The 23,694-nt window shown below is 33.8% G+C and carries 23 protein-coding genes; 11 read left to right on the top strand and 12 right to left on the bottom strand.

Going from position 1 to position 23,694, the window contains the following annotated elements:
- Nucleotides 1–56 precede the first annotated feature (56 nt).
- Genes traN through QO182_RS09560 form a run of 9 tightly spaced genes read right to left on the bottom strand, consistent with a single transcriptional unit; the run spans nucleotide 57 to nucleotide 7,946 of the window.
- Nucleotides 57–992 carry a conjugative transposon protein TraN gene (traN, locus tag QO182_RS09600; protein ID WP_371541032.1) on the bottom strand — a complete coding sequence of 312 codons (936 nt, stop codon included), beginning with the start codon at nucleotides 990–992 and terminating at the stop codon, nucleotides 57–59.
- A gap of 25 nt (nucleotides 993–1,017) precedes the next feature.
- On the bottom strand, nucleotides 1,018–2,277 hold the full coding sequence (traM, locus tag QO182_RS09595) for a conjugative transposon protein TraM (protein WP_371541033.1): 1,260 nt from the start codon (nucleotides 2,275–2,277) through the stop codon (nucleotides 1,018–1,020).
- A gap of 59 nt (nucleotides 2,278–2,336) precedes the next feature.
- Nucleotides 2,337–2,492 (bottom strand): hypothetical protein, encoded by a 156-nt coding sequence (locus QO182_RS09590; RefSeq protein ID WP_371541034.1) that lies wholly within the window; start codon nucleotides 2,490–2,492, stop codon nucleotides 2,337–2,339.
- A gap of 11 nt (nucleotides 2,493–2,503) precedes the next feature.
- The gene (gene traK, locus QO182_RS09585) at nucleotides 2,504–3,127 is read right to left on the bottom strand and encodes a conjugative transposon protein TraK (protein ID WP_007139561.1); all 624 of its coding nucleotides are present in this window, start codon (nucleotides 3,125–3,127) and stop codon (nucleotides 2,504–2,506) included.
- A gap of 17 nt (nucleotides 3,128–3,144) precedes the next feature.
- The gene (gene traJ, locus QO182_RS09580) at nucleotides 3,145–4,140 is read right to left on the bottom strand and encodes a conjugative transposon protein TraJ (RefSeq protein WP_371541035.1); all 996 of its coding nucleotides are present in this window, start codon (nucleotides 4,138–4,140) and stop codon (nucleotides 3,145–3,147) included.
- Nucleotides 4,141–4,142: 2 nt separating this feature from the next.
- Nucleotides 4,143–4,775, bottom strand: coding sequence for a DUF4141 domain-containing protein (locus QO182_RS09575; RefSeq protein WP_371561231.1), 633 nt, complete (start codon nucleotides 4,773–4,775; stop codon nucleotides 4,143–4,145).
- 24 nt (nucleotides 4,776–4,799) lie between these two features.
- Nucleotides 4,800–7,304 carry a TraG family conjugative transposon ATPase gene (locus tag QO182_RS09570; protein WP_371561229.1) on the bottom strand — a complete coding sequence of 835 codons (2,505 nt, stop codon included), beginning with the start codon at nucleotides 7,302–7,304 and terminating at the stop codon, nucleotides 4,800–4,802.
- Nucleotides 7,301–7,633, bottom strand: coding sequence for a DUF4133 domain-containing protein (locus QO182_RS09565; RefSeq protein WP_371561228.1), 333 nt, complete (start codon nucleotides 7,631–7,633; stop codon nucleotides 7,301–7,303). Before QO182_RS09565 ends, QO182_RS09570 begins: the two co-directional genes overlap by 4 nt.
- A gap of 10 nt (nucleotides 7,634–7,643) precedes the next feature.
- Nucleotides 7,644–7,946 (bottom strand): DUF4134 domain-containing protein, encoded by a 303-nt coding sequence (locus QO182_RS09560; protein ID WP_371561227.1) that lies wholly within the window; start codon nucleotides 7,944–7,946, stop codon nucleotides 7,644–7,646.
- A gap of 423 nt (nucleotides 7,947–8,369) precedes the next feature.
- On the opposite strand from QO182_RS09560, the gene QO182_RS09555 reads away from it, so the two are divergent.
- The 4 genes from QO182_RS09555 to QO182_RS09540 are packed head-to-tail and all read left to right on the top strand — an operon-like array spanning nucleotide 8,370 to nucleotide 13,083.
- Nucleotides 8,370–9,413 carry a ComEC/Rec2 family competence protein gene (locus QO182_RS09555; protein ID WP_371541040.1) on the top strand — a complete coding sequence of 348 codons (1,044 nt, stop codon included), beginning with the start codon at nucleotides 8,370–8,372 and terminating at the stop codon, nucleotides 9,411–9,413.
- A 7-nt stretch (nucleotides 9,414–9,420) separates the two neighbouring features.
- The gene (locus tag QO182_RS09550; protein WP_371541041.1) at nucleotides 9,421–10,515 is read left to right on the top strand and encodes a trypsin-like serine protease; all 1,095 of its coding nucleotides are present in this window, start codon (nucleotides 9,421–9,423) and stop codon (nucleotides 10,513–10,515) included.
- Nucleotides 10,508–10,963: a hypothetical protein gene (locus QO182_RS09545; protein ID WP_371541042.1), complete on the top strand. Its 456-nt coding sequence runs from the start codon at nucleotides 10,508–10,510 to the stop codon at nucleotides 10,961–10,963. Before QO182_RS09550 ends, QO182_RS09545 begins: the two co-directional genes overlap by 8 nt.
- An 8-nt stretch (nucleotides 10,964–10,971) precedes the next feature.
- Nucleotides 10,972–13,083: an AAA family ATPase gene (locus QO182_RS09540; protein WP_371561225.1), complete on the top strand. Its 2,112-nt coding sequence runs from the start codon at nucleotides 10,972–10,974 to the stop codon at nucleotides 13,081–13,083.
- Between the two features lie 33 nt (nucleotides 13,084–13,116).
- Here the strand turns inward: QO182_RS09540 and QO182_RS09535 are convergent, their stop codons facing one another.
- The 3 genes from QO182_RS09535 to QO182_RS09525 are packed head-to-tail and all read right to left on the bottom strand — an operon-like array spanning nucleotide 13,117 to nucleotide 14,956.
- Nucleotides 13,117–13,749, bottom strand: coding sequence for a conjugal transfer protein TraD (locus QO182_RS09535; RefSeq protein WP_371541044.1), 633 nt, complete (start codon nucleotides 13,747–13,749; stop codon nucleotides 13,117–13,119).
- Between the two features lie 22 nt (nucleotides 13,750–13,771).
- Nucleotides 13,772–14,176, bottom strand: coding sequence for a DUF3408 domain-containing protein (locus tag QO182_RS09530; RefSeq protein ID WP_371541045.1), 405 nt, complete (start codon nucleotides 14,174–14,176; stop codon nucleotides 13,772–13,774).
- Between the two features lie 12 nt (nucleotides 14,177–14,188).
- The gene (locus QO182_RS09525) at nucleotides 14,189–14,956 is read right to left on the bottom strand and encodes a ParA family protein (protein ID WP_371541046.1); all 768 of its coding nucleotides are present in this window, start codon (nucleotides 14,954–14,956) and stop codon (nucleotides 14,189–14,191) included.
- A gap of 709 nt (nucleotides 14,957–15,665) precedes the next feature.
- Between QO182_RS09525 and mobA the strand changes: the two genes are divergently transcribed.
- The 7 genes from mobA to QO182_RS09490 all read left to right on the top strand — a co-directional run bounded on the left by mobA (nucleotide 15,666) and on the right by QO182_RS09490 (nucleotide 23,538).
- Nucleotides 15,666–16,112: a conjugal transfer protein MobA gene (mobA, locus tag QO182_RS09520; protein ID WP_371541047.1), complete on the top strand. Its 447-nt coding sequence runs from the start codon at nucleotides 15,666–15,668 to the stop codon at nucleotides 16,110–16,112.
- Complete coding sequence (gene mobB / locus QO182_RS09515) at nucleotides 16,109–17,425, top strand: conjugal transfer protein MobB (RefSeq protein WP_371541048.1); 1,317 nt, start codon at nucleotides 16,109–16,111, stop codon at nucleotides 17,423–17,425. Before mobA ends, mobB begins: the two co-directional genes overlap by 4 nt.
- A 104-nt stretch (nucleotides 17,426–17,529) precedes the next feature.
- Nucleotides 17,530–19,530: a conjugal transfer protein MobC gene (gene mobC, locus QO182_RS09510; protein ID WP_371561223.1), complete on the top strand. Its 2,001-nt coding sequence runs from the start codon at nucleotides 17,530–17,532 to the stop codon at nucleotides 19,528–19,530.
- 93 nt (nucleotides 19,531–19,623) lie between these two features.
- Nucleotides 19,624–19,914, top strand: a complete 291-nt coding sequence (locus QO182_RS09505; protein ID WP_371561221.1) for a helix-turn-helix domain-containing protein — start codon at nucleotides 19,624–19,626, stop codon at nucleotides 19,912–19,914.
- A gap of 49 nt (nucleotides 19,915–19,963) precedes the next feature.
- The gene (locus QO182_RS09500; RefSeq protein WP_371561219.1) at nucleotides 19,964–21,220 is read left to right on the top strand and encodes a type II toxin-antitoxin system HipA family toxin; all 1,257 of its coding nucleotides are present in this window, start codon (nucleotides 19,964–19,966) and stop codon (nucleotides 21,218–21,220) included.
- Between the two features lie 130 nt (nucleotides 21,221–21,350).
- Complete coding sequence (locus QO182_RS09495) at nucleotides 21,351–21,476, top strand: hypothetical protein (protein WP_371561217.1); 126 nt, start codon at nucleotides 21,351–21,353, stop codon at nucleotides 21,474–21,476.
- 388 nt (nucleotides 21,477–21,864) lie between these two features.
- Nucleotides 21,865–23,538, top strand: coding sequence for a hypothetical protein (locus QO182_RS09490; RefSeq protein ID WP_371561215.1), 1,674 nt, complete (start codon nucleotides 21,865–21,867; stop codon nucleotides 23,536–23,538).
- Nucleotides 23,539–23,694 lie beyond the last annotated feature (156 nt).

The following is a 23,694-nucleotide window of genomic DNA, read 5'->3' as shown; positions in this document are numbered from 1 at the left end:
ACTATAAATAGTAAAACAATCACTTCATCAAACCGTTTTGATCCTATACAGTTTTTTTATTTGACATCTCTTTCGATGTATCTCTCTTTATCTTTCCTAACATCCTCCTGCTGGATTAGTTTAGATTTAAGTAAATCTGAGTTCTTAATTTCTAATATCTGTAATCGGCTACCATTTTTTTCATGGAGTTCTATGCGAAGTACTTTGTCATCAGCGATCGTAAATTGATCCAAAACAAAAACATTTCTAGAAACCGTTTTTCCTTGTACCTCATCGATAGATTTATAAACTCGTATTGGATGTTTAATTACTTCTTGTACAACCGTGCGTTTCGCTTTCTTTTTATCTATCACTTTAAAATTGATGAAATCAATTGGAAATGAAACGAAGCTTGAATTCCTAATTTGTGTATGAAAATAAAATTTATTATCGTTAATATAAATGCCTTTCAGTAGAAATTCTATTCCAAATTTTCTGGTGCCAATTTGTTTTATAAAGTGCTTGTCTTGCTTATAAATCTCCTCCATTAATTCGTCGACCATGTTGGGCGAATTCGTTCCAAGTTCTTTAAACAAAATTGGTTTCGAATTCCATTCACGATCACTTTTGAGGGTTTTAGTTAAACTGTAATTAGTAACCCTAGGACATGAATTGTAGGAGACATTAAAACTATAAAAAGTTCCGTCTTCTGTGATTACTGAAAAATTGGTTTCTTCTTCAAAATCACGAACTGAAGCTTTAACACGTAAAACATTGCCAGCATCATCAGCCTTACTGGCAACTAAGTTAGTACTACCTAAATCTACGTAACGTATACCAGAGGGAAATAATAGATGCGAAGTTTTATCGAATGTTACTTCTATATCGTATGGCTCTATTATCGTTAGATTTTTCTTTGCATTCGTGCACAAGGCCGCTTGCCCGTGCGTAATTGATGTGTATCCTAACATTAAAATAAGGATCACCAAAGTATTTTTTACAGCTGTTTTCATTTTTTACCATTTATTTTTTGAACAATTATTTTTTTGATACTAGCAGCACTTGCAGTCCTGCTTTTAGGGTAACTTTCGGAGTCTTAATTTTTTTTGAGAAATAATTTGATACACCTTGGACTAATCCTCGGCTTAAATCCCCTGCGATCTGTTGTCCTGCAGAAGTTGACAACATGATACTACTACCAGAAGTTTGTCCCATATTGGCTGCCATGTCGGTCATAGCGGTACGTTCTGGAGAATATGGAACTGCCAATCCTTGTTGCCCGTCCAAACCATAAATAGTGAGCTCAATGGGCAGAATATTTCCCTCCAACTCAATGGAGCTAATTTTTAGTTGTAACCTACCTTGTTGAAACTTCGAATTTGCAGTTACTACAGTTCCGACAGGAATCGTTTTGTACTGTATCCTTGCGGGTTCCAATAAACGCAAGCTAACACTACTTTCTTCGGAGACGAGTTGTGTTTCTTGAACAACAGCACGGATACTATTCTTTGCTTGTTGTTGTTGATTAGTACTGGTGACTGTGCTATTGCTAGCCGCTACTAATGGATGTTCCTCAACTCTTTGCTGTAGGTTAGAAACAACATTGTGTCTTTCTGGAATAATGGAAACAAATATTTCCTTTGATGGTGAAGAAGGTCCAGTTACTTTGCTTTCAGGCGAAGCTAAATTGATCGGCAAATATTTAGCCGCCATCTGATACGATTTCTCCATTAACTCCAATTGATGATCAACAACATTAGTTGGTGGTTCTTCCTTTTTTGCCAGTTCTTTTTTTAGTTCCTCCAATTGTTTGCGTAATTCCTGCGTTTCAGAATTATCATTATTGTAAAAACTGCCCAATGTGTTTTGGGCATTACGATAACTACTTAATGAAGCGTTAGTATTCGCTTCATTTTCAGGAACATCTTGCAACGATTCTGCTGTACTCCCTTCATTCCAGTAATCAGATAGCGATGTCAAGGCATTTTGTTTTTCTAGATTTTTCTGTTCTACTAATTCCTGTTCATAGGCTTTTTGTTTGTCATTCTCTAAATCAATAGTTGTCGCTTGAGGAACAGAATCATTAAGCCCCATAATCTCAATATTTTTTACATTTTCTACTGGTTTAAAGATCAAATACAAGCAGCCCAAAAATACGATCGCCATCAATGATAAGATTATTGCCTTTTTAATTTTTTCGGCTTTACCCTCCCTACTCACTTCCAGTCCATCAGAAGCTGTATTTATACTGCCATCTGTAACATAGACCGCATTTTTCTTGTTTTCATTTTCTTTCATGTCTTTTCTTTTTTATAATTAGGACTAATGATCCCTCTAGCGATTGCTCACTACAGGAATTAAAACAAACTGATAAGAATACCAACTATGCTGATTATTAGATAGGCGGTAAAACAAACCATGATGTATGTATACTGGACTTGTAATGGAAGCATCCTCCATTTCACCTCAACTTCATTGATCCATAGATCAATATTTGTTCGAATCTGTTTCATCGTTACAATTTTTAGCGTTCTATAATTTCTAAATCCTTATTTTCCAAAACCGTAAACTTCTCCATATTGAAGCCTTGTGGATTGTTATCTGAACGAACGGAATTAACCAGGTAGCAAGAAGTGACTAGATTTCTTTTTGTCACATTACTGGATCGAATGATGAACTGCTTAGAGTACGTTTTCACAGCATACGGATAGGTTTCAAAATCACATACCACACTATCAACTTCAAGTCGTTGCTGAACATTACCTGAAATGATCCTATTGTAATATCCTTTTTCTGCTAAGTCTTTGTAATAATCAAAAGCACTTTTATCAGCAAGATTAAATGCTCTTTTCATATTATTCTCAATGGCGTTTTTATCCGGAGCTAGTGTAAAGAAAAGTTCGTGAAATCGACGTACATGCTCACGAGCCTCTACAGGGCGATTAATAGAAGCATCTTGAGCAAGAGCCAACATAAGTGATTTTCCATTATCTAATACATAGACCTTCTGACGTTGCAGTTCAGCGAACCGGTAAGATTCCCAAACAGCATAACCAGATATACCCACACACAGTACTGCAAATACAAGAGCATAAAGCCTAATTTGACTAAAACTGTTTTCGATGTTTCTTAAAGTTTTAAATTCCATTTCATCTTAGTTTAAAATTATTTCTTCATTAGTTTACCGCCAATGGTTCTTGCAATAGTGCTAGTACCTGCCCCCACGATGTTTCCTGTTTTAGAACTTGTTTGATTTATATTTCGAACAAAATTCCCTGCGCCACCAGCCTGAATGATCCATCCAGTCACCGTAGGTATGGTAAAATACCCTATGATGCCAATAATCATAAAAATGATATAAACAGTACTCGATGAATCGGGAATAAAATTGGGATCAGTTAAACTGTCGATATCCTTTTGGAGTATTAAGGATTGAATCTTGGACAACATCGCACTAAAAAGATCTGAAACGGGTAACCAGAGATACACACTAATGTACCGAGTCAGCCATTGCGTTAAAGTAGACTGAAATCCATCCCAGACTGAAATCGCAAATGCTATAGGGCCCAATATTGAAAGCACTATTAAGAAGAAGGTTCGTATCGTATCTATGACTAATGCAGCCGCTTGAAAAATAACTTCTACAAATTCACGAAATCCATCTCGAAACATTTTCTTTAGACTGTAGATCTGCCTTTCCGCGAACATGCTTGACATGGTGACCAAGTCGGAAGGGGTCCATCCGAGTTCCTCCAATTTTTTATCAAATTCTTCATCCGATGCTAAATAGGCAGTTTCAGGATTACGAAGCATCGCTTCTCTCTCCAATAGGTCTTTCTGCTGTTGTAAAGCATTCAAATCTAAAACTTGACTTTCTAATATGCTGTGCGTTCCCTGCACCACTGGACTCAATACACCGTTAAGTGTTCCTAAAACAATCGTTGGGAAAAATGTAATACAAATACCCAAAGCAAAAGGTCTTAGTAAGGGGAAGACATCTATCGGTTCGGCACTACTTAGGGCTTGCCAGACTTTTAATGCTACATAAAACAATGCACCCAATCCAGCCAAACCCTTAGCAACCGCTGCCATATCTGCTGATAACGGCATCATCTCGTCATAAAGCGAGCGCAGTACTTCATGAAGGTTACTAAATTCCATGATTACCAGTATTTCTGGTTAGCGGTTCCGTAAAGATCCAATACTCTTTGGCTGTTATTGGCTTTCTTGGCTCGCAGATAACTAACTGAAATATTTTTATTCGTAAAATAACGAACCAAATTGTGGTACTCTTTTACTTTTACATACACTTGGTCAATAATGTCCATTCGTTCTTTATCATTGAGTGACAAGCTGGAAGAGTTTACAATTTGTTTTAACTCTTTCAAAAGTTCTGTGCTTTCGTTGAGTAATATTGAATACCCATTAGCAATTGCTGTTAATTCCTGCTCATTGAAATTGGGATCGTTCAACATTTTCCCAAAATTGTTTACATACATTTCAGAAACATCACCAACAAGTAAGACAGTCTGTTGCACTTTTCGAGCATCTTTAACTAAATTGTTTACCGCCTTTAGTTTATCATAATATTCTTTACCTTGATTATACACTTTTTGGACTTCTTTAAAGTTGTTAATCATGTTGGTCGCTGTGGTCGAAGTCTGTATAATCTGTCTTGCTGAATTGACTATTCCTTGAGCTAAATTTGTAGGATCTGTTACCACCCACTGTGCTTTAGCAGTCGGCATGACAGCAAATAGTATCACCATACATACCATAATTTTTAAATTTTTCATTTCTAGTTGTTTTTAAAATGTTTACTAATTGTTTTCTTTTTCCCTTTTCTCAAGAGCAATCCTTTTGATTGCCTGTTCTACGTTTCCATCTAATTGGCTTGCCAGTTGCATGACTTCCAACTTTTCTGTTTCTTCAGTGGTATAGGCTAAATATTCCTCGAAACTAACTTCTGTAGCATATACTGCCGAATGCGTTCCTCCTAGTCCAATCCAAACTTCTTTGTAAAGTCGCTTGGGATCATTATTCATGTTGATGGAAAGTACTTGCGCTTTTTCTTTTTCAGTCAGACCAAGCATGGCTTGGATATCATCAAATTTGTTCATGTACTTCCTTTGATCCAGCAGTATTTTACAATCCGAATTATTAATAATACTTTCTTTTACAATGGGAGATTGGATGATATCATCTACTTCTTGTGTTACAACAATGGCTTCTCCAAAAAACTTTCGTACCGTTTTAAAAAGGTATTTGATGTACTCTGCCATCCCCTCTTTTGCAATCGCTTTCCAAGCTTCTTCAATCAGGATTAGCTTTCGTACTCCTTTCAAGCGACGCATCTTATTGATAAAAACCTCCATAATGATGATGGTCACAATTGGAAACAGGATTTTATGATCCTTGATCGCATCTATTTCGAAAACAATAAATCGTTTCGAAAGTAAATCCAGTTGCTTTTCGGAATTCAATAGATAATCGTATTCACCTCCTTTGTAATAAGGTTCTAATACATTTAAGAAGTTGGCAATATCAAAGTCTTTTTCTCGTACCTTTTTATCTTCTAAGACTTGCCTATAATCTCCTTGTACAAATTCATAAAACCCATTGAAGGAAGGAAAATCATCCTGCTGCTTGATTCGTTCAATGTAACCACTCACTGCATTTGAAAGTGCCACTTCTTCGGACCGTGTAGGTGGCTCATCATCCCTTTTCCATAAGGTTAATATCAAAGTTTTAACACTTTCTCTTTTCTCAATATCGAACACGCCGTCATCGGTGTAAAAAGGGTTAAAAGCTATAGGATTGTCTTCGGTGTAGGTGAAATAAACACCATCTTCTCCTTTGGTTTTTCCTTTGATTAATTCACATAATCCTTGATACGAATTACCTGTATCCACCAGCAGCACATGTGCGCCTTGTTCGTAATATTGCCTCACCATATGATTGGTAAAGAAGGACTTTCCTGAACCTGATGGTCCTAATATGAATTTGTTCCTATTCGTGATAATACCGCGCTTCATGGGCAAATCAGAAATATCCAAATGAATGGGTTTTCCAGTCAATCGGTCGGCCATCTTGATTCCAAAAGGGGAAGGCGAACTTTTATAATTGGTTTCTTCAGTGAAAAAACAAAGTGCAGGTGCTATAAAAGTGTAAAAGCTTTCTTCACTCGGAAAGTCTCCTGCATTGCCTGGCATTCCTGCCCAATAGAGCGTCGCTACATCTGTAGTGTTGTGCCTTGGTTTACATTCCATCAATGCCAAAGCACTACCGGTGTCGTTCTTTAGTTGTTTTAATTCCACTGGATTGTCGGACCATGCCATTACATTGAAGTGCGCCCGAATAGAAGCATGTCCAAAAGAATGTGCTTCATTCAAATAACGTTCGATCCATTCCTTATTGATCTGATTGGCTCGGCTATACCGTGCCAAGGAATGCATGTTTCTTGCTGACTTCTCAAATTTGCGTAGGTTGTCTTCGCTGTTATCTAAAAAGAGATACTGGTTGTAGATGTGATTGCAGCTTAACAACAATCCAACTGGCGCAGCAAAAGACAACAAACAATCACTTCTATCTGTAGACAACTTTTCGTAACGAGTTTCTGCTGCTACTGAACTAGGCAAATAATCGGTATCGGACAAGGTGTGCAGACAAAGCCTTTTGTTTCCTATGCGAACTTCTTCTCCGCCCAATGCAATATCCTGCATTGGTGTTCCCTCCTCTCTTGAAAGACTTAGGTATTGTTCCAATAATCCTTGTTTGTCATCTGTTCCAATGATATCTTCCTCACTTAATCGTTCCAATTTTATAAAATCGGAATCGTTCACAATTCGCTCAAATTGCGCCACCGATTCCATAAAGCGAGAAAGGATTTCTTTATCTCTTAGTTCTTTTGGAATCAGCACCCCTTTGCAAAGCGAAGAGAAATTACTCTGCATTCTCATACGCTCTTTGGACGTTTTTGTGAGGAACAGATAACAATAATGATTGAGAAACGGACGCTCATTAAAATGTTGCTGGTAGGACTTTGCCAAAAAACTCAAATCTTCTTTGGCAATATCAGGAGCATAATTTTCCTTTATGTACCAATCCTGTTTGTGCACGACCGTATAATCAGGTAAGGTTTTTATAGCCTTATGCCATGCCGAATGAATGGCTTCATATTCCGCAGAAGCCACTGTAAAAAGCTCTGGTAGCTGTACTCGAAAGCAAGCTGTAATATCAGCATCCTTTGAGATAATACAATTATTTTCTACTGCTAGCAACGGAAACTTACTTTCCAGTGTTGTCGCTTTTGATTTATTTCTCATAGCTGATACATTTTGGAATTCAACTGAAAATAGCGATGCACAGGCTTGCGACAGATGATATATCGTGGATGTCGCTTCTTCGCTCCCACTTTCATCAATCCATGTTCACCGTACTTTTTGTTCAATGAAAAAGTTTGCCATACTAATAGCGATCCTCCACCGATTCCTATAAACAGACACAGATAAGAATTGATTCCAGTCATGTACAAGATCATTATCAGGATAAGCATCCCGAGCAAACCACCTGCGAAGATGAACAAGTACTGTGCTTTCAGTCCTTTGAACTCCACCGTTCTTCCAATACCTTTATTAATATTATACGTATTCATACCGCAAATACTAAAGGAAGAACGAACGTAAAACAGTTGCCGCTACAATCAAAAAGATACAAGCTCCAAACCAACTCGCCGCCGTCTTGCTCGTGTCTGGATCACCGCTACTAAACTTGTTATAGACCTTCACGCCACCAATGAGACCCACTACTGCTCCAATAGCATAAATAAGTTGGGTAGCAGGATCAAAATAAGAAGTGACCATTTGCGTTGCTTCCGTTATTCCTGCTGTTCCGTTTCCTTGGGCCATTGCACTAATTGTTGATAGTACAGTCACCACCAACACTACTTTTTTAACTTGATTTTCCATGATTTAAATAGATTAAAATGTTCTATATTCCCGCACTTTGCAGGATTTAAGAACAAATATCATGTGGAAACCGTTGTCGTTTAATAAGTTGTCGTTAAGTGGAATTGTTTGGCAGAAGAAGACTTGATAACTTAGTTTGGGATAATAAAATCACTTATTTAAGCAAATAAACATCTCCTATATTACAAATCGCAATATGCAATTTGAGAGGACCGATTTCAATTGTTTGTGGAGAAAATAGAACAAATTAGAAGTTTGCAATATTGATTTAAATTAACCTACAAGTTTTATGAGTAAATGTGTCATTTAATTAGTAATCAGTGGAATTATTTCTCTTTAAATATCAATTAAAAAAAGAAATATATTACATTAGCTTTTTTAGCTTAACTTTTAGACAAGGCTTTAGAATTGATTTGTAAGCTTATGAAAAGAAATAAAACTGACTTTGTGGTCTTACCTGCATTCCATGGTGATTGTATTCTAATTAAGACATATGACATTGAGCATGATGAATTTATCATTCTTATTGATGGAGGAACTTCTCAAACCTTTCGTTATTCTTTAAAGGACGAACTTAAAAATATTTCTAGGATAAATCTTCTTATTCTTACACATATTGATTCAGATCATATTGCTGGACTAATAGCTTTTTTCAAAAACAGCTTAATTAATGAAATTCAGATTGATGAAATATGGATGAATAATCCTGATTTAGTTGAAATAAATAATGGAGAGCTTATTAGCGTAAAACAAGGAGGAAATTTAAAAAATTTAATTTTAGAGAAGCAGCCAAAAACGAAACTCATTCAAATTTCTACCTTAGATAATGTTATTAATCACTCAGGAATTGAATTTACTATTCTATCTCCCACAACTGATATTGTAAATGAGTTATATGTACAGTGGGGAGCACTAAAAGAATTAGAAAAGCAAGAAAATAGATCAAATATCTCTTCAGTACGAAATTCTTATTTGCAATCATTAGAAGATTTAAGTAAAACACCTTTCTCTCCTGATAAAAGGATTAACGAAGATATATTTAACGCCTCTTCCATTTCTTTTTTATTGAAATGTCCTGATATTTCAATATTACTACTAGCTGATTCTCGTCCAGAAATTATAACACAGAGTTTAAAGGGAATTGGGATCAATAACGACAATCCTCTTTTTGTTGACTATGTAAAAGTTTCGCATCATGGAAGCTTAAATAATACTTCTCAAGAACTCATGGATTTAATCATGAGTAATAATTATTTAATATCTACAAATGGTGGATCTGCTAATCATCGTCATCCATCAAGAGAAACTATCTCTCGAATAGTATATAATCGCAATAGAAATGAGAAAAAATTGAACATCTTTTTTAATTATGATTTAAAAGGTTTAAGAGAAAAAATTGGTGATTTTATTAATGAAAATGATCTAGAGCATGGAAATTGGAATGCTATAAATCAAAATAGATTTTAGAACTTATATGATACATAATCAAACTGAAAAATATTGTGTTCGAATTAAATGTAATGGACATACTGGCAGTGGAGTTCTTCTTCCTGGTATAGAAACTTTTTATGTATTAACTGCAGCTCATTGTCTTGGCGACAGTATGCCTAATATCGAAGACATAATAATTGAAAAACAAAATGACTATTCTTCAGATTTTAATCAAATAACAAGTGTAGAAATCAAAGAATTTAATCAAGAGCATGACTTTGCCGTAATAGAAATTGATTTCTTTGACGAAGAGAAGCATCTTTACCAGTATAAATTAGGGACGGGTGTTTTAGCTGAAAATGAAATAAAATTTTGTGGTTACCAAGGATTAAATATTAATCAATATCGACCTTTTAATGGAAAGGTTTTATCCGTGAGTGATTACTTAGGTAGATTTAAAATTACCTTACAAAATGAAACATTTGATCAAGCAGGAGAAGAAGGACATTACGTAGCAAAAGGACTATCAGGAAGTGGAGTATTTATTTATAGACATAATTCCCCTTTTTTAATTGGAATATTAAAATCTGTAATTTCTAATAAAGCGTGGAACGATGATATCGAGTGCTGTTCAATAAAACACATTGCAAAATACATCTCGGAATATGTTGATTTATCTGATTTTGAAAATTTAAAGAAATGGAATGAAAATATAGAAACTCAACGCACAGAACGAGAAATCGACGCATTTAAATTTGAAAATAGTGATTTTTTCGAGAAACTTTACAGAAAAAATCAAGTATTGTATCCTGAGATTGCAAAAGCAAATAGCGTTACAGCAAAGCAGATTAGAAAATTCCTTGCGATGAAAGACAATATTAGAACTATGGAAAATGATTATCCTCTACTTTACACAAATTTCAAAAATATTGTTCAAAGATTTGTTGATCAAGTTGAAGATGAATATTCAAGAGCTGTAAATATAAATACTGAGGCTATCGATTTAAAAAGAGAGTTACAAAATGAATTGAAGGGAGAATTAGAAATATTACCAAATTATACAAATCTAGATTTATCTGAATACCAAATTATTGAATGGTTAGGAATGTGTACTTTAAATTTCACGAATAATGATTGATATTAAATTAGATCAAAAGCCAATCTCTGTATCCATAAGATATAATGGATATTATAAAGTTGTTTTACTGTTGGCTATAATTAACCATTGCGCGACTGCCAAAAAAGCCAGTTTAGAATTAATACATATTGTTTTTTGGAGTTTACGTAATGAAAATAATTATCAAATTTTACTTGATTTATCAAATCAAGTAAGAAAAGATCTGATCCCATGGACTTTTGAACACGGAATAGAAGAGGTTTTAGCTTTGGGTTTAATTAATGGATATATTGAGAGGGTTATTGTAAGTCAAGCACTAGAGATAAAAATAACAAATGTGGGCATTGATATTATTAATTCAATAAATAAGTTTGAACTTTTTCAAGATGAATTACAGAAAATAAGAGATATTGGAATATTACCCAAATCAAGATTAACAGCAGCAAACGCTAATTGGAAACTATTATAGAAAGATATATGTTTAAAATAAATAAATTAAAAGCAGAAATTCTATCAGACAGAAGTGAAGACATTGCAGATTTATATGGGTTTGAGTTTGAATTTAAAAGAGGTTTAAATATAATTGCAGGACCCAATTCCAGAGGAAAAACAACAATCAATACTTGTATTTATTATGCTTTAGGAATGGAGGAATTACTCGGTGCTCATAATGAAAAAGCATTAGATAAAGCTCTAAAAGAAGAATTTACAATTAAGCTCAATGATGAGGATGAAGGAATAAATTATAAAGTACTATCATCTAAAATTTTATTAGAGATTGAAAATGAAAATAATGAGATTGTTTACTTAGAAAGATATATCACAACAAATTCAGAAGATGTAAAAACATCTAATATCACCGTTTACAATTCATCTATAGATTTAAAAGATGATGAGAATAATGTTATCCAACAATTTGTTTATTTTGTCAATTCAAGGGGAAATAATGAAGCTGCAAATGGGTTCTATAATTGGTTAAGTAGTTTTATGAATGTAGAACTTCCTATCGTAAGTAATAGTTCGCGAACAGATAATTATAGCCCTCTCTACCTTCAAACAATATTCTCTGCATTATTCATTGAACAAACAAAAGGTTGGTCTGACTTTTTTGCTACAATGCCTTTCTTTGGTATTACTAAAGCAAAAGAAAAAATAGTTGAATTTTTATTAGGTTTAAATGAAATTCACCTCTCTACAGAAAAAGATATCCTTAATAAGGAAAAGAATCTTATAATAGAAGATTGGAAAAGAAAAATAAAAGCGTTTTCATATTTAGAAAAACAAACAAGTTCAAGTATTATAAATGTTCCCGAAGAATTGACAACAGACTTATCAGAAATTGACAAAATAAATGTTGTTTTTTCTACCTCTGAAAATGAAAAAGTTACTTTTAATCAATTTATTACGGGAAAAACAGAATTGGTCAAAGAATTAGAAAACAGGCCAATTTCTACTATAAAAGAAAATCGTGAAGAAACAGTATTAGAATTCAATAAACAAAAGCAAGAGTACTTTGAACTAAAAGAGTATATTGAAAAATTTGAAAGTAAACTACGTATTGATAAACAGCAGGATTATAGTTTAAAAAACCAATTAAATATTGTTGAAGTTGAGATAATAGATCATATAAATCTACAAAAAGTTTTTAGTGAAAATATTATTAATGAATATGGGACAAATCAATGTCCGACTTGTACGCAGCCAGTATCAACAAATCTGATCAACACTAAAAATATAAAAATACCACAGCTTACTCTTTCTGAGAATACTAATTTTTTAAGAAGTCAAAAAAAAATAATACAAACCTCAATTAAAAGTTTAATCGAAATAATTAATGAAAAAGAAGTACTTCTTACATATTTTAAAAACAACTTACGTCAAAAAGAAATATTAATTAAATCAATTTCAAAAGATTTAATTTCTGATGATAGAGCTTTCTCAGAATCAGAGATTGTTAGAAAGCTTCAACTTGAAAGAGAGATTGAAAATTTAAAAATGCTTAAAGAATCCATTGCAGAATTAAAAGCAGAATTAATTGAACTCGCAAATAAGTCCCATAATAATGATCTTAAGATGGGAGGTCTAGGAAAATCAGAACAAGAGGATGAGGATAAACTATTTAGTTTTGAGACACAATACAAGGATTTTCTCTTCGGATTTGGTTATGAAAGCAATGAAAAATACCAGATATCTATTAATAGGAAAGAACCTTTCAAATATTTTCCAGTCTATAAAAATCACAGAAAAGATAATGTTCCTCAGTCTGTCCGTATAAACTCCTCAGCTTCTGATTTTGTACGTAATATTTGGGCTTATACTTTAGCTTTATTGCAAAATGGAATTAACCACCCCGGTATAATCATGTTTGATGAACCAGGGCAACACAGAACTAATTTAAATAGTTTAAAAGCATTATTAAAGACATGCTCAGAAATAGAAGAAAGACAAATAATAATTTTTACTTCAATTGATAAGAAGTTAAATGATGATGAACGAATTGATTTAGATATGCTTATAGAAAATATAGAAAGTGATAAATATAAACTTATACGATTGGATAACCTCCATAAAGTAATCAAGAAATTATAAATCTTTCCAAAAGTTAAAATGATATTGGGTAGTTCACACAAACTCCCCAATATCAAACTCCTCTAAATCATTTTTCAGCAAAATAGAAGAACCAGAATCCGTCTCTGAAGAAAGTGTACCATCTAGCAGCTTGGCTATTTTTTGAGAAGCATCTTCGATGGAATTTTCCAATAGGTCGAATAATTCGGTTCCTTGTATTTTCTGAAGTAGGACTGTTGCTGTTTCCTTTTGAGAGGGTCTCATTTTCTCTTTATTTAACAACGTTTTTACAGTACTTAACTCTTCAAAGGTAACCCCTTGGGCAAAACCATTATCGCCATCGGATAGTCCATAACTATTCCGTTCTTCCTCCTCATTCTCAAAATCAGGTACATTCCCAAAAACTTCCTCTAGCTCTTCTTTTCGAATTTGTAATTCGACTTTATCTTCGTCGATTTCTATATCAAAATTATCATTAAAACGAACCTCTTTTTGCTCTTGACTGTCATTGGACTTCTTTGGAACAGAAAGGCTTCTTTGAGGCTTAGGCTGCCCCATAATATCAGGGAGACTCGAGTTATTTTTCTCTTGTCTTGGCTGTTGTTCCTTATATTTTTTAATGACAATTTTATCCTTTGCCAAAAGGAAAATGACGATGAGCAAACAAATTACAATTACAGTTTCCATTCTATTTAGTATTATACATTGATTAAAAAATCGGCTTGTTTCTCTCATTAAAAAATTCCTGAATTTCGGTTCCAAAATCATTAAAATGCTGTTCTAAAATATTATCAATATAGGAATACAATGTTGTTTTCTCTTCCCTTGTCAATTGAACAATTCGAAGGAGTCTTTCATGATATTCAGGCCTTATATACACCACTTTACCACTGCGACCGGATGGATATCTGTTAGTGAGAAATACTTCTTCATAATTCCGTTTCTTTGAAGCGCTTACACGAATTTTCTCTTTGGGCTTATTTTCGGTAGCTTCGACACTTTGGCTTGTGTTTTTATCTTTGTTGATCGCTTCATCCCCACTCATAATATTCATGAGGTAATCCTCATCTACAACTGGTTTTTGAAAACGGTTGTGCTTTTTATCAGATTCCATATAAGAAAAGATTTAAGTGTTTATGATTTTGAGAAATTCATTTACAAAGAGATCAAGCTTAGTTATCTTCATCAAATTAGGCTCAGCAGGAAGCAGGCTAGATCTAAAGATATAATTACTAGTGTCATCCGTTTCCTTTCGGAAACGTTTACTATCCATTATTTTTGATTCCATTATAGAAAGGCCTAATGCTTCTATTACACTTTGATAGGCCTTATACAAACTAGTCTTTTCCCTCCTATCTACTTGATTCCAAAACAACCAAAATTGTAAGTTCTTGTTCCCTCCATCTGTTTCTGGAAGTTGTAAAAATGCTTTGGCAAATCCCAAAGTACTTTCTACTACCAAACGGTCGGCAGTAATGGGAGAAAAGATAAAGTCCATTGCTTTTAGAGTGGTCAAAACTCCTTTGGTGTTGGCAGTTCCTGGAAGATCAAACAAAATAATATTCCAATCACTATTCGATTGATCTATATATTCTGACGCTTTTTCTAGCGCATTCTCGGCCTTACAACGAATGACAGGAAATGCTTTTTTATCAATCGACTGAAACTGCTTCATAGCCGCTCTCTTATGATGTTCATTTTGCATCACCGTTTTAAGATCTCTATCTCTCATATTGCTGAGACTATGCTGCGGAAAATCACAGTCCAAAACCAATACATTAAATCCCAATCGATAATGAAGCACGCTAGCTAACAAGGTTGTCATTGTTGATTTCCCTACTCCACCCTTTTGAGTTGAGAAACTAATTTTGAAAGTTTTATTTATTGTTTCCATTACTTATAATTTTAAAATTATCTATTTACTAAATTGCTTTGCTGTACGGCTGCATACCTTCTTGTATTTCTTTACAAGTTTTTGCCCTATTAATTTGCCTTAAGTATGTACTTATCTACAATTGTAGATTCATACAATTTTCAACAGTTATGCCTTGTTTATTGGTATTATGTAAGCTCATTTGTTTTACTGCTTTTATGCTTTTACATTTTTATGGTTGTACAACTGTATCGTTTTATACTTTACTATTTTACTAAATACTTGCTTACTCTTAAACCTTGATATTTGTGTTTGAAATTGGATATAGAATTGTTTTTAAATATCCTTTTACAACTTTGAAACAAAGAAAGCTGGTAACTCCAAACCATCTCAGAACGATGAACTCATTGGCGTTCAAAGGCAATGTTTGGCAATACTTACTACTACACCATTCTAAAAATCAATGATTTACTTTGTTATAGAAGTAAATAAATGAGAGTATGAAAGTCCCAAATCTACATTTGAATAAGAACTGGAACGGCTTAAAGCCGTTTTTCCCTGCTGTATTAAATCTGTTCCGCCGACAGGCGAACGGATTATCTGTTCACCAGAACAGAGCAAGTTGTGTTTTGAGGCACTCGAAATGAATTCCGTGCCTGAAAACAACTTGCCGCCGCCGCGGGGCTAAAACACCCTCCGAAGTCGGGGTTTTCTAAAAATTAAAATTAGAATGATGATGGAGAATCAACAAAACAAAAAGCAGCACAAAGGCGGTAGGAATCCTAAAAAGGATCCTAGCATCCACCGTTATGTATTTCGACTAACAGACCAGGAAAATGCTAAATTCCTTTCTCTTTTTGAAGCTTCGGGAGCGGATAATAAAGCACTATTTATCACTTCTCTGTTATTTGAAAAGCAAATAAAAACGGTAAAAGTAGATCTAGCAGCAATGGATTATTACATGCGCTTAACCACTTTGTACGGTCAGTTTCGTGCTATTGGTGTTAATTACAATCAAATTGTCAAGATATTGTACCGCAATTTTTCTGAAAAGAAAGCTGCAGCCTATCTCTTTAAATTGGAAAAACAAACAATCGAGTTGGCTCAGTTATGCCGTTCCATAACGCAATTAACAGAAGAATTCGAATTAACACATCTGAAAAAAGGAGAAAAATGATAGCAAAAATTGGTCGTGGAGCAAACGTAATTGGTGCACTTTCTTATAACCAACTTAAAGTAGATCAAGAAAATGGATCAATATTAATGACTAATAGAATAAGAGAAACAGTCAATGGAGAGTTTACTGTTAACCAATTATATAGTTCCTTCGAACCGTATTTAATGGCAAACAAGCGAACAGAAAAACCTGTTTTGCATATTTCTCTTAACCCAAACCCAAAAGATAGTGTAAGTGATGAAGACTTTAAAAAAATCGCACAAGACTATATGGAGCTTATGGGCTATGGCGACCAGCCTTATGTTGTTTTTAAGCATACCGATATTGAACGAACTCACATTCATATCGTTTCGACCTGCGTTGATCGTTACGGAAAAAAGTTATCTGATTCCTATGAGAAATTACGTTCCATGAATGCGTGCCGTGCATTGGAGCAAAAACATCAATTACTTCCTGCAACTGAACAGAATCAAAAACCGAAGGAAGTAATTTTTAAACCAGTTGATTACAAAGTAGCCAATATAAAAAGTCAAATAGCATCGGTAATTCGACATCTGCCAAGGTATTATCAGTATCAAAGTTTAGGAGCTTATAATGCACTACTTTCTCTTTTTAATATTACCGCTGAGCAAATAACCGGAGAAATACACGGTCAGTCTAAGCAAGGACTTGTTTATTTTGCAGTGAATGAGAAAGGAAAAAAGGTAACTAATCCTTTCAAATCCTCTCTTTTTGGAAAACAGGCCGGTATGGATAATTTGCAAAAGAATTTCGAACAAGCTAAAGAGAAGATGAAAACAGCACCTTCTAAAGACATCCTGAAAAATTCGATAGAGGTGGCTACGCATACCACGAATAATGAAACTGATTTTAAAAAACAACTAGTCGATCAAGGAGTTAATACAATTGTTCGAAGAAATGATCAAGGCCGTGTATACGGAATGACTTTTATTGACCATGAATCTCGTACTGTGTGGAATGGATCCCAATTAAGTAAAAATTTATCTGCCAACATTTTTAATGATTTATGGAAAAATGAAGGGACTCAAAAAGTTCAGAATGAGAGACCGCATACCAAAACAATTTCATCAAAAAACAATAAAACTGAATCCAAACCTCAAACAGAAAAACCGCATGCTCTTTTTGATTTTCTTAATGGAAATCATTCAACCCATTCTAATACTAATTTCGGACTTATAGAAAGCCTTGGAACTTTATTACCAAATGCTCAAGGTGAAGATTATGAAGAACAAGTATTTGCGAATCAAATAAAGAAAAGGACAATACGCAACAATCAACGAGGCAAGAAATAGTTTAGCGAGACAACCAACGCCAACTGATGCCAACGGAAGTCAATTGACTTAGGTTCTTTTACGTTCGATCTACTTTCGCTCGTTACATTTTTAACTTTTTAATTATGCAAGGAGAAGATGATTTAAGAGGACTCGCCAAAATAATGGCTTTCATGCGCGCTGTGAGTATCCTTCTAGTACTCATGCACTTTTACTGGTTTTGTTATAGTTTTTTCTTAGAAAAGGGCTGGACGTTGCAAGTCATTAACAAGATTCTAGGTAATTTTCAACGTACTGCAAGTCTATTCTCTCATACCATCTACACCAAGATTTTTGCTTTGGTATTGTTAGCATTAAGTTGTTTGGGGACAAAAGGTGTGAAAAACGAAAAAATTAGCTGGTCTAAAATATCCATTGCCTTAGTCATTGGATTTATACTTTTCTTCCTCAACACACCATTGCTAAAGTTATCTGCTGATTTAGCTATTTCGTTGTATATTCTTACTACTTCAGTTGGTTACATTTCCCTAATGATGGCTGGAGTTTGGACCAGTCGAATACTACGAACCAATCTTATGAGCGATGTTTTTAATAATGAGAATGAAAGCTTCATGCAAGAAACCAAATTGATGCAAAACGAATATTCCGTTAACCTGCCAACCAAATTTTATTACAAAGGCAAATGGAATGAAGGATGGATTAATGTGGTAAATCCTTTTCGAGCTTCCATAGTTTTAGGAACACCAGGATCTGGTAAGAGTTATGCCATTATAAACAACTATATCAAGCAGCATATCGAGAAAGGATTTTCGATGTACATCTATGATTTCAAATTCGATGATCTTTCTACCATTGCATACAATCATTTACTTAAGCATTCGGACAAGTATACCGTTAAACCAAAATTCTACATTATCAACTTTGATGATCCTAGCAGAAGCCATCGTTGCAATCCCATCAATCCAGATTTTATGACAGACATCTCAGATGCTTATGAATCTGCCTATACCATTATGTTGAATCTTAACCGCAGTTGGATACAAAAACAAGGCGATTTCTTTGTGGAGTCTCCCATTATATTACTAGCCGCTATCATCTGGTTTCTAAAAATTTATGACAATGGAAAGCATTGTACGTTTCCACATGCCATAGAGTTACTAAACAAGAAATATGTTGATGTTTTTACTATCCTTACTTCCTACCCTGATCTCGAAAATTATTTGTCACCGTTTATGGATGCTTGGCAAGGTGGCGCTCAAGATCAATTGCAAGGACAAATCGCTTCCGCAAAAATTCCGTTGTCTAGAATGATTTCACCTCAACTTTATTGGGTGATGACTGGAGATGACTTTTCGTTGGACATCAATAATCCAGATGAACCTAAAATTCTTTGCGTAGGAAACAATCCCGACAGACAAAATATTTATTCTGCTGCCTTGGGTTTGTACAATTCGAGAATCATAAAACTAATCAATAAGAAAGGAAAATTAAAAAGTTCGGTGATAATCGATGAGTTACCAACGATTTATTTTAGAGGCTTAGATAATTTAATTGCCACAGCTAGAAGCAATAAAGTAGCGGTATGTTTGGGATTTCAAGATTATTCGCAATTGACTCGTGATTATGGTGATAAGGAAAGTAAGGTCATTCAAAATACGGTGGGCAACATCTTTAGTGGTCAGGTTGTAGGAGAAACGGCCAAAAGCTTATCCGAACGGTTTGGTAAAGTATTACAGAAACGCCAGAGTTTAACTATCAATCGAAATGACAAATCAACCTCAATTTCTACACAATTAGACAGCTTGATACCATCATCAAAAATCTCCACGCTTACGCAGGGTGTGTTTGTGGGAGCTGTTTCAGATAACTTTGACGAACGCATAGAACAGAAAATTTTCCATTCTGAAATTGTGGTAGACAATGAAAAAGTAGCTTCAGAAACTAAAGCTTATAAAAAGATACCCGTTATTTTACCTTTCGTTGATGAAAACGGTCAAGATAATATGAAAATCGAAATTGAGGCTAATTATAAACAGATAAAACGAGATATTGTTTTTATTATAGAAAGTGAATTGGAACGCATTAAAAACGATCCTGATTTGCAACATTTGGTGCAAGAGAGGTGAAATAAATTATCGTAAATAGAATAAACCTTTATTAAATGTTTGTTATTATGTACATATTCGCTATTTTTGTTCATATTAATGAACGTTTTTAAAATGAGCGCAAGAAAGCAGGTCTTATTCCCTAAACACCAACTCCTTTTAGAGCAAATGGGGGAGAATATTAAATTGGCTCGAAAAAGAAGAAAGCTCACTGCAATACAAATTGCTGAAAGAGCAGATATTGCTAGAACTACTTTATACCAAATAGAAAAAGGAAACTCAAGTGTGGCAATAGGTGCCTATTTTAATGTTCTGAGAGTACTAGGTTTGCAAGACGATTTTTTAAAAATAGCCGCTGATGACGAACTAGGAAGAAAACTTCAAGACCTCGACCTATTAAAGTAATCACTTGCTAGAAACAAATTAAACTGATCACTTATTCAAAACACAAAACATGTCACAAAGTAAAACCGACATCTACGTTTACGCCCATTGGCAAGAAATGCAGGAACCAAAATTAATAGGTGTCTTATCAGCACAACAAGCCAAAGGTAAAAAAGCATTTAGTTTTGAATACGACAGGAACTGGCTCAAAACAGAACAAAAATTCCTTCTGGATCCAGACATTCAATTATATGGTGGTCCACAATACCCGAACCAAAAAGAAAACTTCGGCATTTTTTTAGACAGCATGCCTGATACTTGGGGACGAACCTTAATGAAACGTCTAGAAGCCCAACTTGCTAGAGAAAGGAACGAAAAGCCAAAAACACTCTATGATATTGATTTTCTACTAGGTGTATATGATGAAAGTCGCATGGGAGCATTACGATTTAAAACCGACCCGCATGGAGATTTCTTAGATAATAATAAAACTACTTCCACCCCGCCCTGGTCCTCCATCAGAGAACTTCAAAATGCAGCAGCTAATTTCGAAAATGACAAAGATAATGAAGAGGTCAATAAATGGTTATCGGTCCTTATGGCACCGGGATCCTCATTGGGAGGTGCTAGACCCAAAGCCAATATTTTAGACAACGATAAAAGTCTTTGGATTGCTAAATTCCCCTCCAAGACAGATACTGTAGACAAAGCAGCTTGGGAATTTTTAGCCTATAAATTGGCTACCAATGCGGGCATCAAAATGGCGCCCTGTCGAATTGAAAAAATCATGGGCAAGCACAATACTTTCTTTACCAAACGCTTTGACAGAGAGAACGGTGAAAGAATTCATTTTGCTTCGGCAATGACAATGACAGGCAACAATGAAGATACTATAAGAGATAATCCCGCAAGTTATTTAGATATTGCCGAATTCATCAGTAATCAAGGTGCAAACGTCGAAGAAAATTTACACCAACTATGGCGCAGAATCATTTTTAATATCGCTATTTCAAACACCGATGATCATTTGCGTAACCATGGATTTATTTTAACCAAAGGAGGTTGGATACTCTCCCCTGCTTACGACCTTAACCCATCCATAGACAAAGATGGTTTAGCTCTTAATATTGATATGGATAATAATGCGTTGGATTTTGAATTAGCTAAAAGTGTTGGGGAGTATTTTAGATTGAATACTTCACAAATGGAAAACATTATTCAAGAAGTCACCCAAGTTACAAGCAACTGGAAAGCGATAGCCACAGAAATAGGAATTTCTAGAGCAGAGTTGGAAATGATGGAAAAGGCTTTTAATCTTAAACCGTAATTCATCCCACATATTTGTTTTGAACCTAAGATTATTTCTTTAAAAAAATTGTTTTTAATATTACTAAGATGATAGTAAAACTTAAGTTTTTTTTATAAATTTGATTAACAACCAATTACAAAACTGAAACATGGCACTTAAACCTGGACCAAAAAGAATAGCAACATCTACTGGACAACCTGATAAACGTCAACGAGATAATAAAGACACACCAGGTAACACGCCTTCACTAAAACCTCCTAAAAAGAAGTCATAAAATAATATCTTTTTTTTCTAAAACAATTAATTTGAGATAGTAAGTAAACTGTTTCTCTTTCTTAATATTCAATTGTCTATTAACTCTGAAGAGAATGAATATTGATGTGCTGTAGTAAACACTTTCAGAAAATGAACTACGTAATTCATTTAGTTATATTTGTATAACCATAACTGTGTTATATTCCTTTTCAAGTAAATAATATCATTTATTTCATGTACTTTCGGACAAAAGAATTCTGATGTTCCAATTATATTACTACTATTATTTAAACTTAAAAAAAATAATACATTGAAAACAATGTGTTTACATATTAGAATTGTATCCGATTAAAAAAAAAAAAGCTTAGCGTAATAATAAAAATAATTATATAAGGGCAGTGTGACAAATGGAAATCAAAAAAACATCATTACAAGATAAATACAATTCATTTCTGGATGAACTACTTAAGAAATATTTATATCTGGCTGCAAAAGATATTCATGAAAAACTAATTGACCATTTCGAAATTTCTGCTGATTATTCGAGAAAAATTGTTGGAAGAGCTGTAGCAAAAAATATCATTAAATCTTCCAAACCATCCACTTTTGGTAATGGGCAATTTATATATTACTGCAATACCTACGAATTAGATCGTGATTCGATTAAAAAAATCGCAGAAAGAACTAGGCCACCGATTTATAGATTGATTATTCTACTCGAATTAAATGAAGGTATTGTGTCTTACTACGAAGCATTAAAAATAACTGCAGCTCCCAGTGAAGACGCTTCGACGAAAATTAGTTCATTAGACGATATTATAAAAATATTAACCAGATTGGATTTTATTTATGAAAAGAGAGATTTAAATAATAATCGTTATATAATTCAAAAGGAGTCTAAGGAAGTGTTTAATGCTCCTCATGAGTATTTTATGATGAGCACTCATTATCAAAAAATGATTATGGATTGTAACTTAATACCTGACATCATGTCTTGGCTTGTCAATTCAAATATTATTGATAACACATCTTTTATATATCGGAATAAAAGGAATCCTGCACTTGGTATTATTCACAACAATTTATTTTGGGATGCTTGTGCATATACAAAAAGTACCGGAATAAATGAGATTTTAGGAGCTAAAGCGGTATCTAAGGAAAAGCAAACGCTAGTGGTTTTAGATATTGTTTTGGCAACGGAATATTCACAAATACATTTGGATGCATTTTTAGCAAGAATTCAAATTAATATTAATTCTGTAAAAAAGGACAAAAGGAAAACATTACCGATAATAATTTATCGTGAATGCAGTAAAGAAGTTTTTTTTACGATGCGAAAAAATGGAATAATCTCTTTTAATTTGAGTGCCATTTTTGGATCAAAAATATTCGAAATCCTTAAGAAATACAACCAACTGCCGTTTCTTCTACAAAATGATCAAAATTTAGATCAATCTGTGGAATCCATTTTAGAATCTATTAAAAACTCTGGTCAGGAAGGTGCACTAAAAGATCTTAGGGGTACTTTATTTGAGTATCTGATGTATCCTTTTTTAAAGGTTTTATATCCGCAAGCTACATTTGAACAGAATGTAATTTTAAAAATGGGTTTAAGAAAACATGAATTTGATTATATAATAAATTCAAGCCATCCACCAGAGATTATTTTTGTTGAACTAAAAGGGCTACGTGATGGTACATTTGTTTCCTTAGGTGACACTAAAACTAAAGCAACATTAAAATGGTTCTTTAATAAATCTATGGGGCTTGCTAAAGAATTTTACAAAGACAAAAATCCAAAAAATTACAAGCTAAAAGCTATTTTCATTACATCTGCTGGTTATTGGGAAAATACAAAAGATTTCATTGAAGAAATGGATAACAGCACATATAGATCTGAAAATTCAAAGACAATTATAGGTCGAAAAGAATTAATAGAAAATTTAACATGTAAAGGCTTTTCTAATGAAGTAAAAATGATCGAAAAATATTATTCAATTATACAAGATGAAACAGATAATTTATCTGATTTTTATAACGATGTAAGCAAAAACGACGAATCTGTTGATTTACCTTTTTGAATTGCAGAAACGACCGTTATCTCCTTTTTTTAGTCGGATATGGTCGAATTCAAACATATATACCCATCTGCCTAGATGTTGCTCATAAAACTTTAAAATGGAGTTTTTACTTATTTTAATTGAGTATTTTAATATCTACAAATTCAAATTGGAAAT

This window comes from Flavobacterium sp. Arc2 (assembly GCF_041431385.1).
GTDB lineage: Bacteria > Bacteroidota > Bacteroidia > Flavobacteriales > Flavobacteriaceae > Flavobacterium.
The sequence above is the reverse complement of the archived record's forward strand: the minus strand, read 5'-3'. Positions and strand labels throughout refer to the sequence as shown.

What these genes read in the sequence shown, in the direction of transcription:
- QO182_RS09500 (WP_371561219.1), top strand. Translation starts at nt 19,964, where the DNA reads ATGTCACAAAGTAAAACCGACATCTACGTTTACGCCCATTGGCAAGAA.
- QO182_RS09560 (WP_371561227.1), bottom strand. Translation starts at nt 7,946, where the DNA reads ATGGAAAATCAAGTTAAAAAAGTAGTGTTGGTGGTGACTGTACTATCA.
- QO182_RS09505 (WP_371561221.1), top strand. Translation starts at nt 19,624, where the DNA reads ATGAGCGCAAGAAAGCAGGTCTTATTCCCTAAACACCAACTCCTTTTA.
- QO182_RS09495 (WP_371561217.1), top strand. Translation starts at nt 21,351, where the DNA reads ATGGCACTTAAACCTGGACCAAAAAGAATAGCAACATCTACTGGACAA.
- QO182_RS09555 (WP_371541040.1), top strand. Translation starts at nt 8,370, where the DNA reads ATGAAAAGAAATAAAACTGACTTTGTGGTCTTACCTGCATTCCATGGT.
- mobA (WP_371541047.1), top strand. Translation starts at nt 15,666, where the DNA reads ATGATGATGGAGAATCAACAAAACAAAAAGCAGCACAAAGGCGGTAGG.
- QO182_RS09545 (WP_371541042.1), top strand. Translation starts at nt 10,508, where the DNA reads ATGATTGATATTAAATTAGATCAAAAGCCAATCTCTGTATCCATAAGA.
- QO182_RS09565 (WP_371561228.1), bottom strand. Translation starts at nt 7,633, where the DNA reads ATGAATACGTATAATATTAATAAAGGTATTGGAAGAACGGTGGAGTTC.
- QO182_RS09535 (WP_371541044.1), bottom strand. Translation starts at nt 13,749, where the DNA reads ATGGAAACTGTAATTGTAATTTGTTTGCTCATCGTCATTTTCCTTTTG.
- traM (WP_371541033.1), bottom strand. Translation starts at nt 2,277, where the DNA reads ATGAAAGAAAATGAAAACAAGAAAAATGCGGTCTATGTTACAGATGGC.
- traN (WP_371541032.1), bottom strand. Translation starts at nt 992, where the DNA reads ATGAAAACAGCTGTAAAAAATACTTTGGTGATCCTTATTTTAATGTTA.
- QO182_RS09550 (WP_371541041.1), top strand. Translation starts at nt 9,421, where the DNA reads ATGATACATAATCAAACTGAAAAATATTGTGTTCGAATTAAATGTAAT.
- QO182_RS09575 (WP_371561231.1), bottom strand. Translation starts at nt 4,775, where the DNA reads ATGAAAAATTTAAAAATTATGGTATGTATGGTGATACTATTTGCTGTC.
- mobC (WP_371561223.1), top strand. Translation starts at nt 17,530, where the DNA reads ATGCAAGGAGAAGATGATTTAAGAGGACTCGCCAAAATAATGGCTTTC.
- traJ (WP_371541035.1), bottom strand. Translation starts at nt 4,140, where the DNA reads ATGGAATTTAGTAACCTTCATGAAGTACTGCGCTCGCTTTATGACGAG.
- mobB (WP_371541048.1), top strand. Translation starts at nt 16,109, where the DNA reads ATGATAGCAAAAATTGGTCGTGGAGCAAACGTAATTGGTGCACTTTCT.
- QO182_RS09590 (WP_371541034.1), bottom strand. Translation starts at nt 2,492, where the DNA reads ATGAAACAGATTCGAACAAATATTGATCTATGGATCAATGAAGTTGAG.
- QO182_RS09570 (WP_371561229.1), bottom strand. Translation starts at nt 7,304, where the DNA reads ATGAGAAATAAATCAAAAGCGACAACACTGGAAAGTAAGTTTCCGTTG.
- traK (WP_007139561.1), bottom strand. Translation starts at nt 3,127, where the DNA reads ATGGAATTTAAAACTTTAAGAAACATCGAAAACAGTTTTAGTCAAATT.
- QO182_RS09525 (WP_371541046.1), bottom strand. Translation starts at nt 14,956, where the DNA reads ATGGAAACAATAAATAAAACTTTCAAAATTAGTTTCTCAACTCAAAAG.
- QO182_RS09540 (WP_371561225.1), top strand. Translation starts at nt 10,972, where the DNA reads ATGTTTAAAATAAATAAATTAAAAGCAGAAATTCTATCAGACAGAAGT.
- QO182_RS09490 (WP_371561215.1), top strand. Translation starts at nt 21,865, where the DNA reads ATGGAAATCAAAAAAACATCATTACAAGATAAATACAATTCATTTCTG.
- QO182_RS09530 (WP_371541045.1), bottom strand. Translation starts at nt 14,176, where the DNA reads ATGGAATCTGATAAAAAGCACAACCGTTTTCAAAAACCAGTTGTAGAT.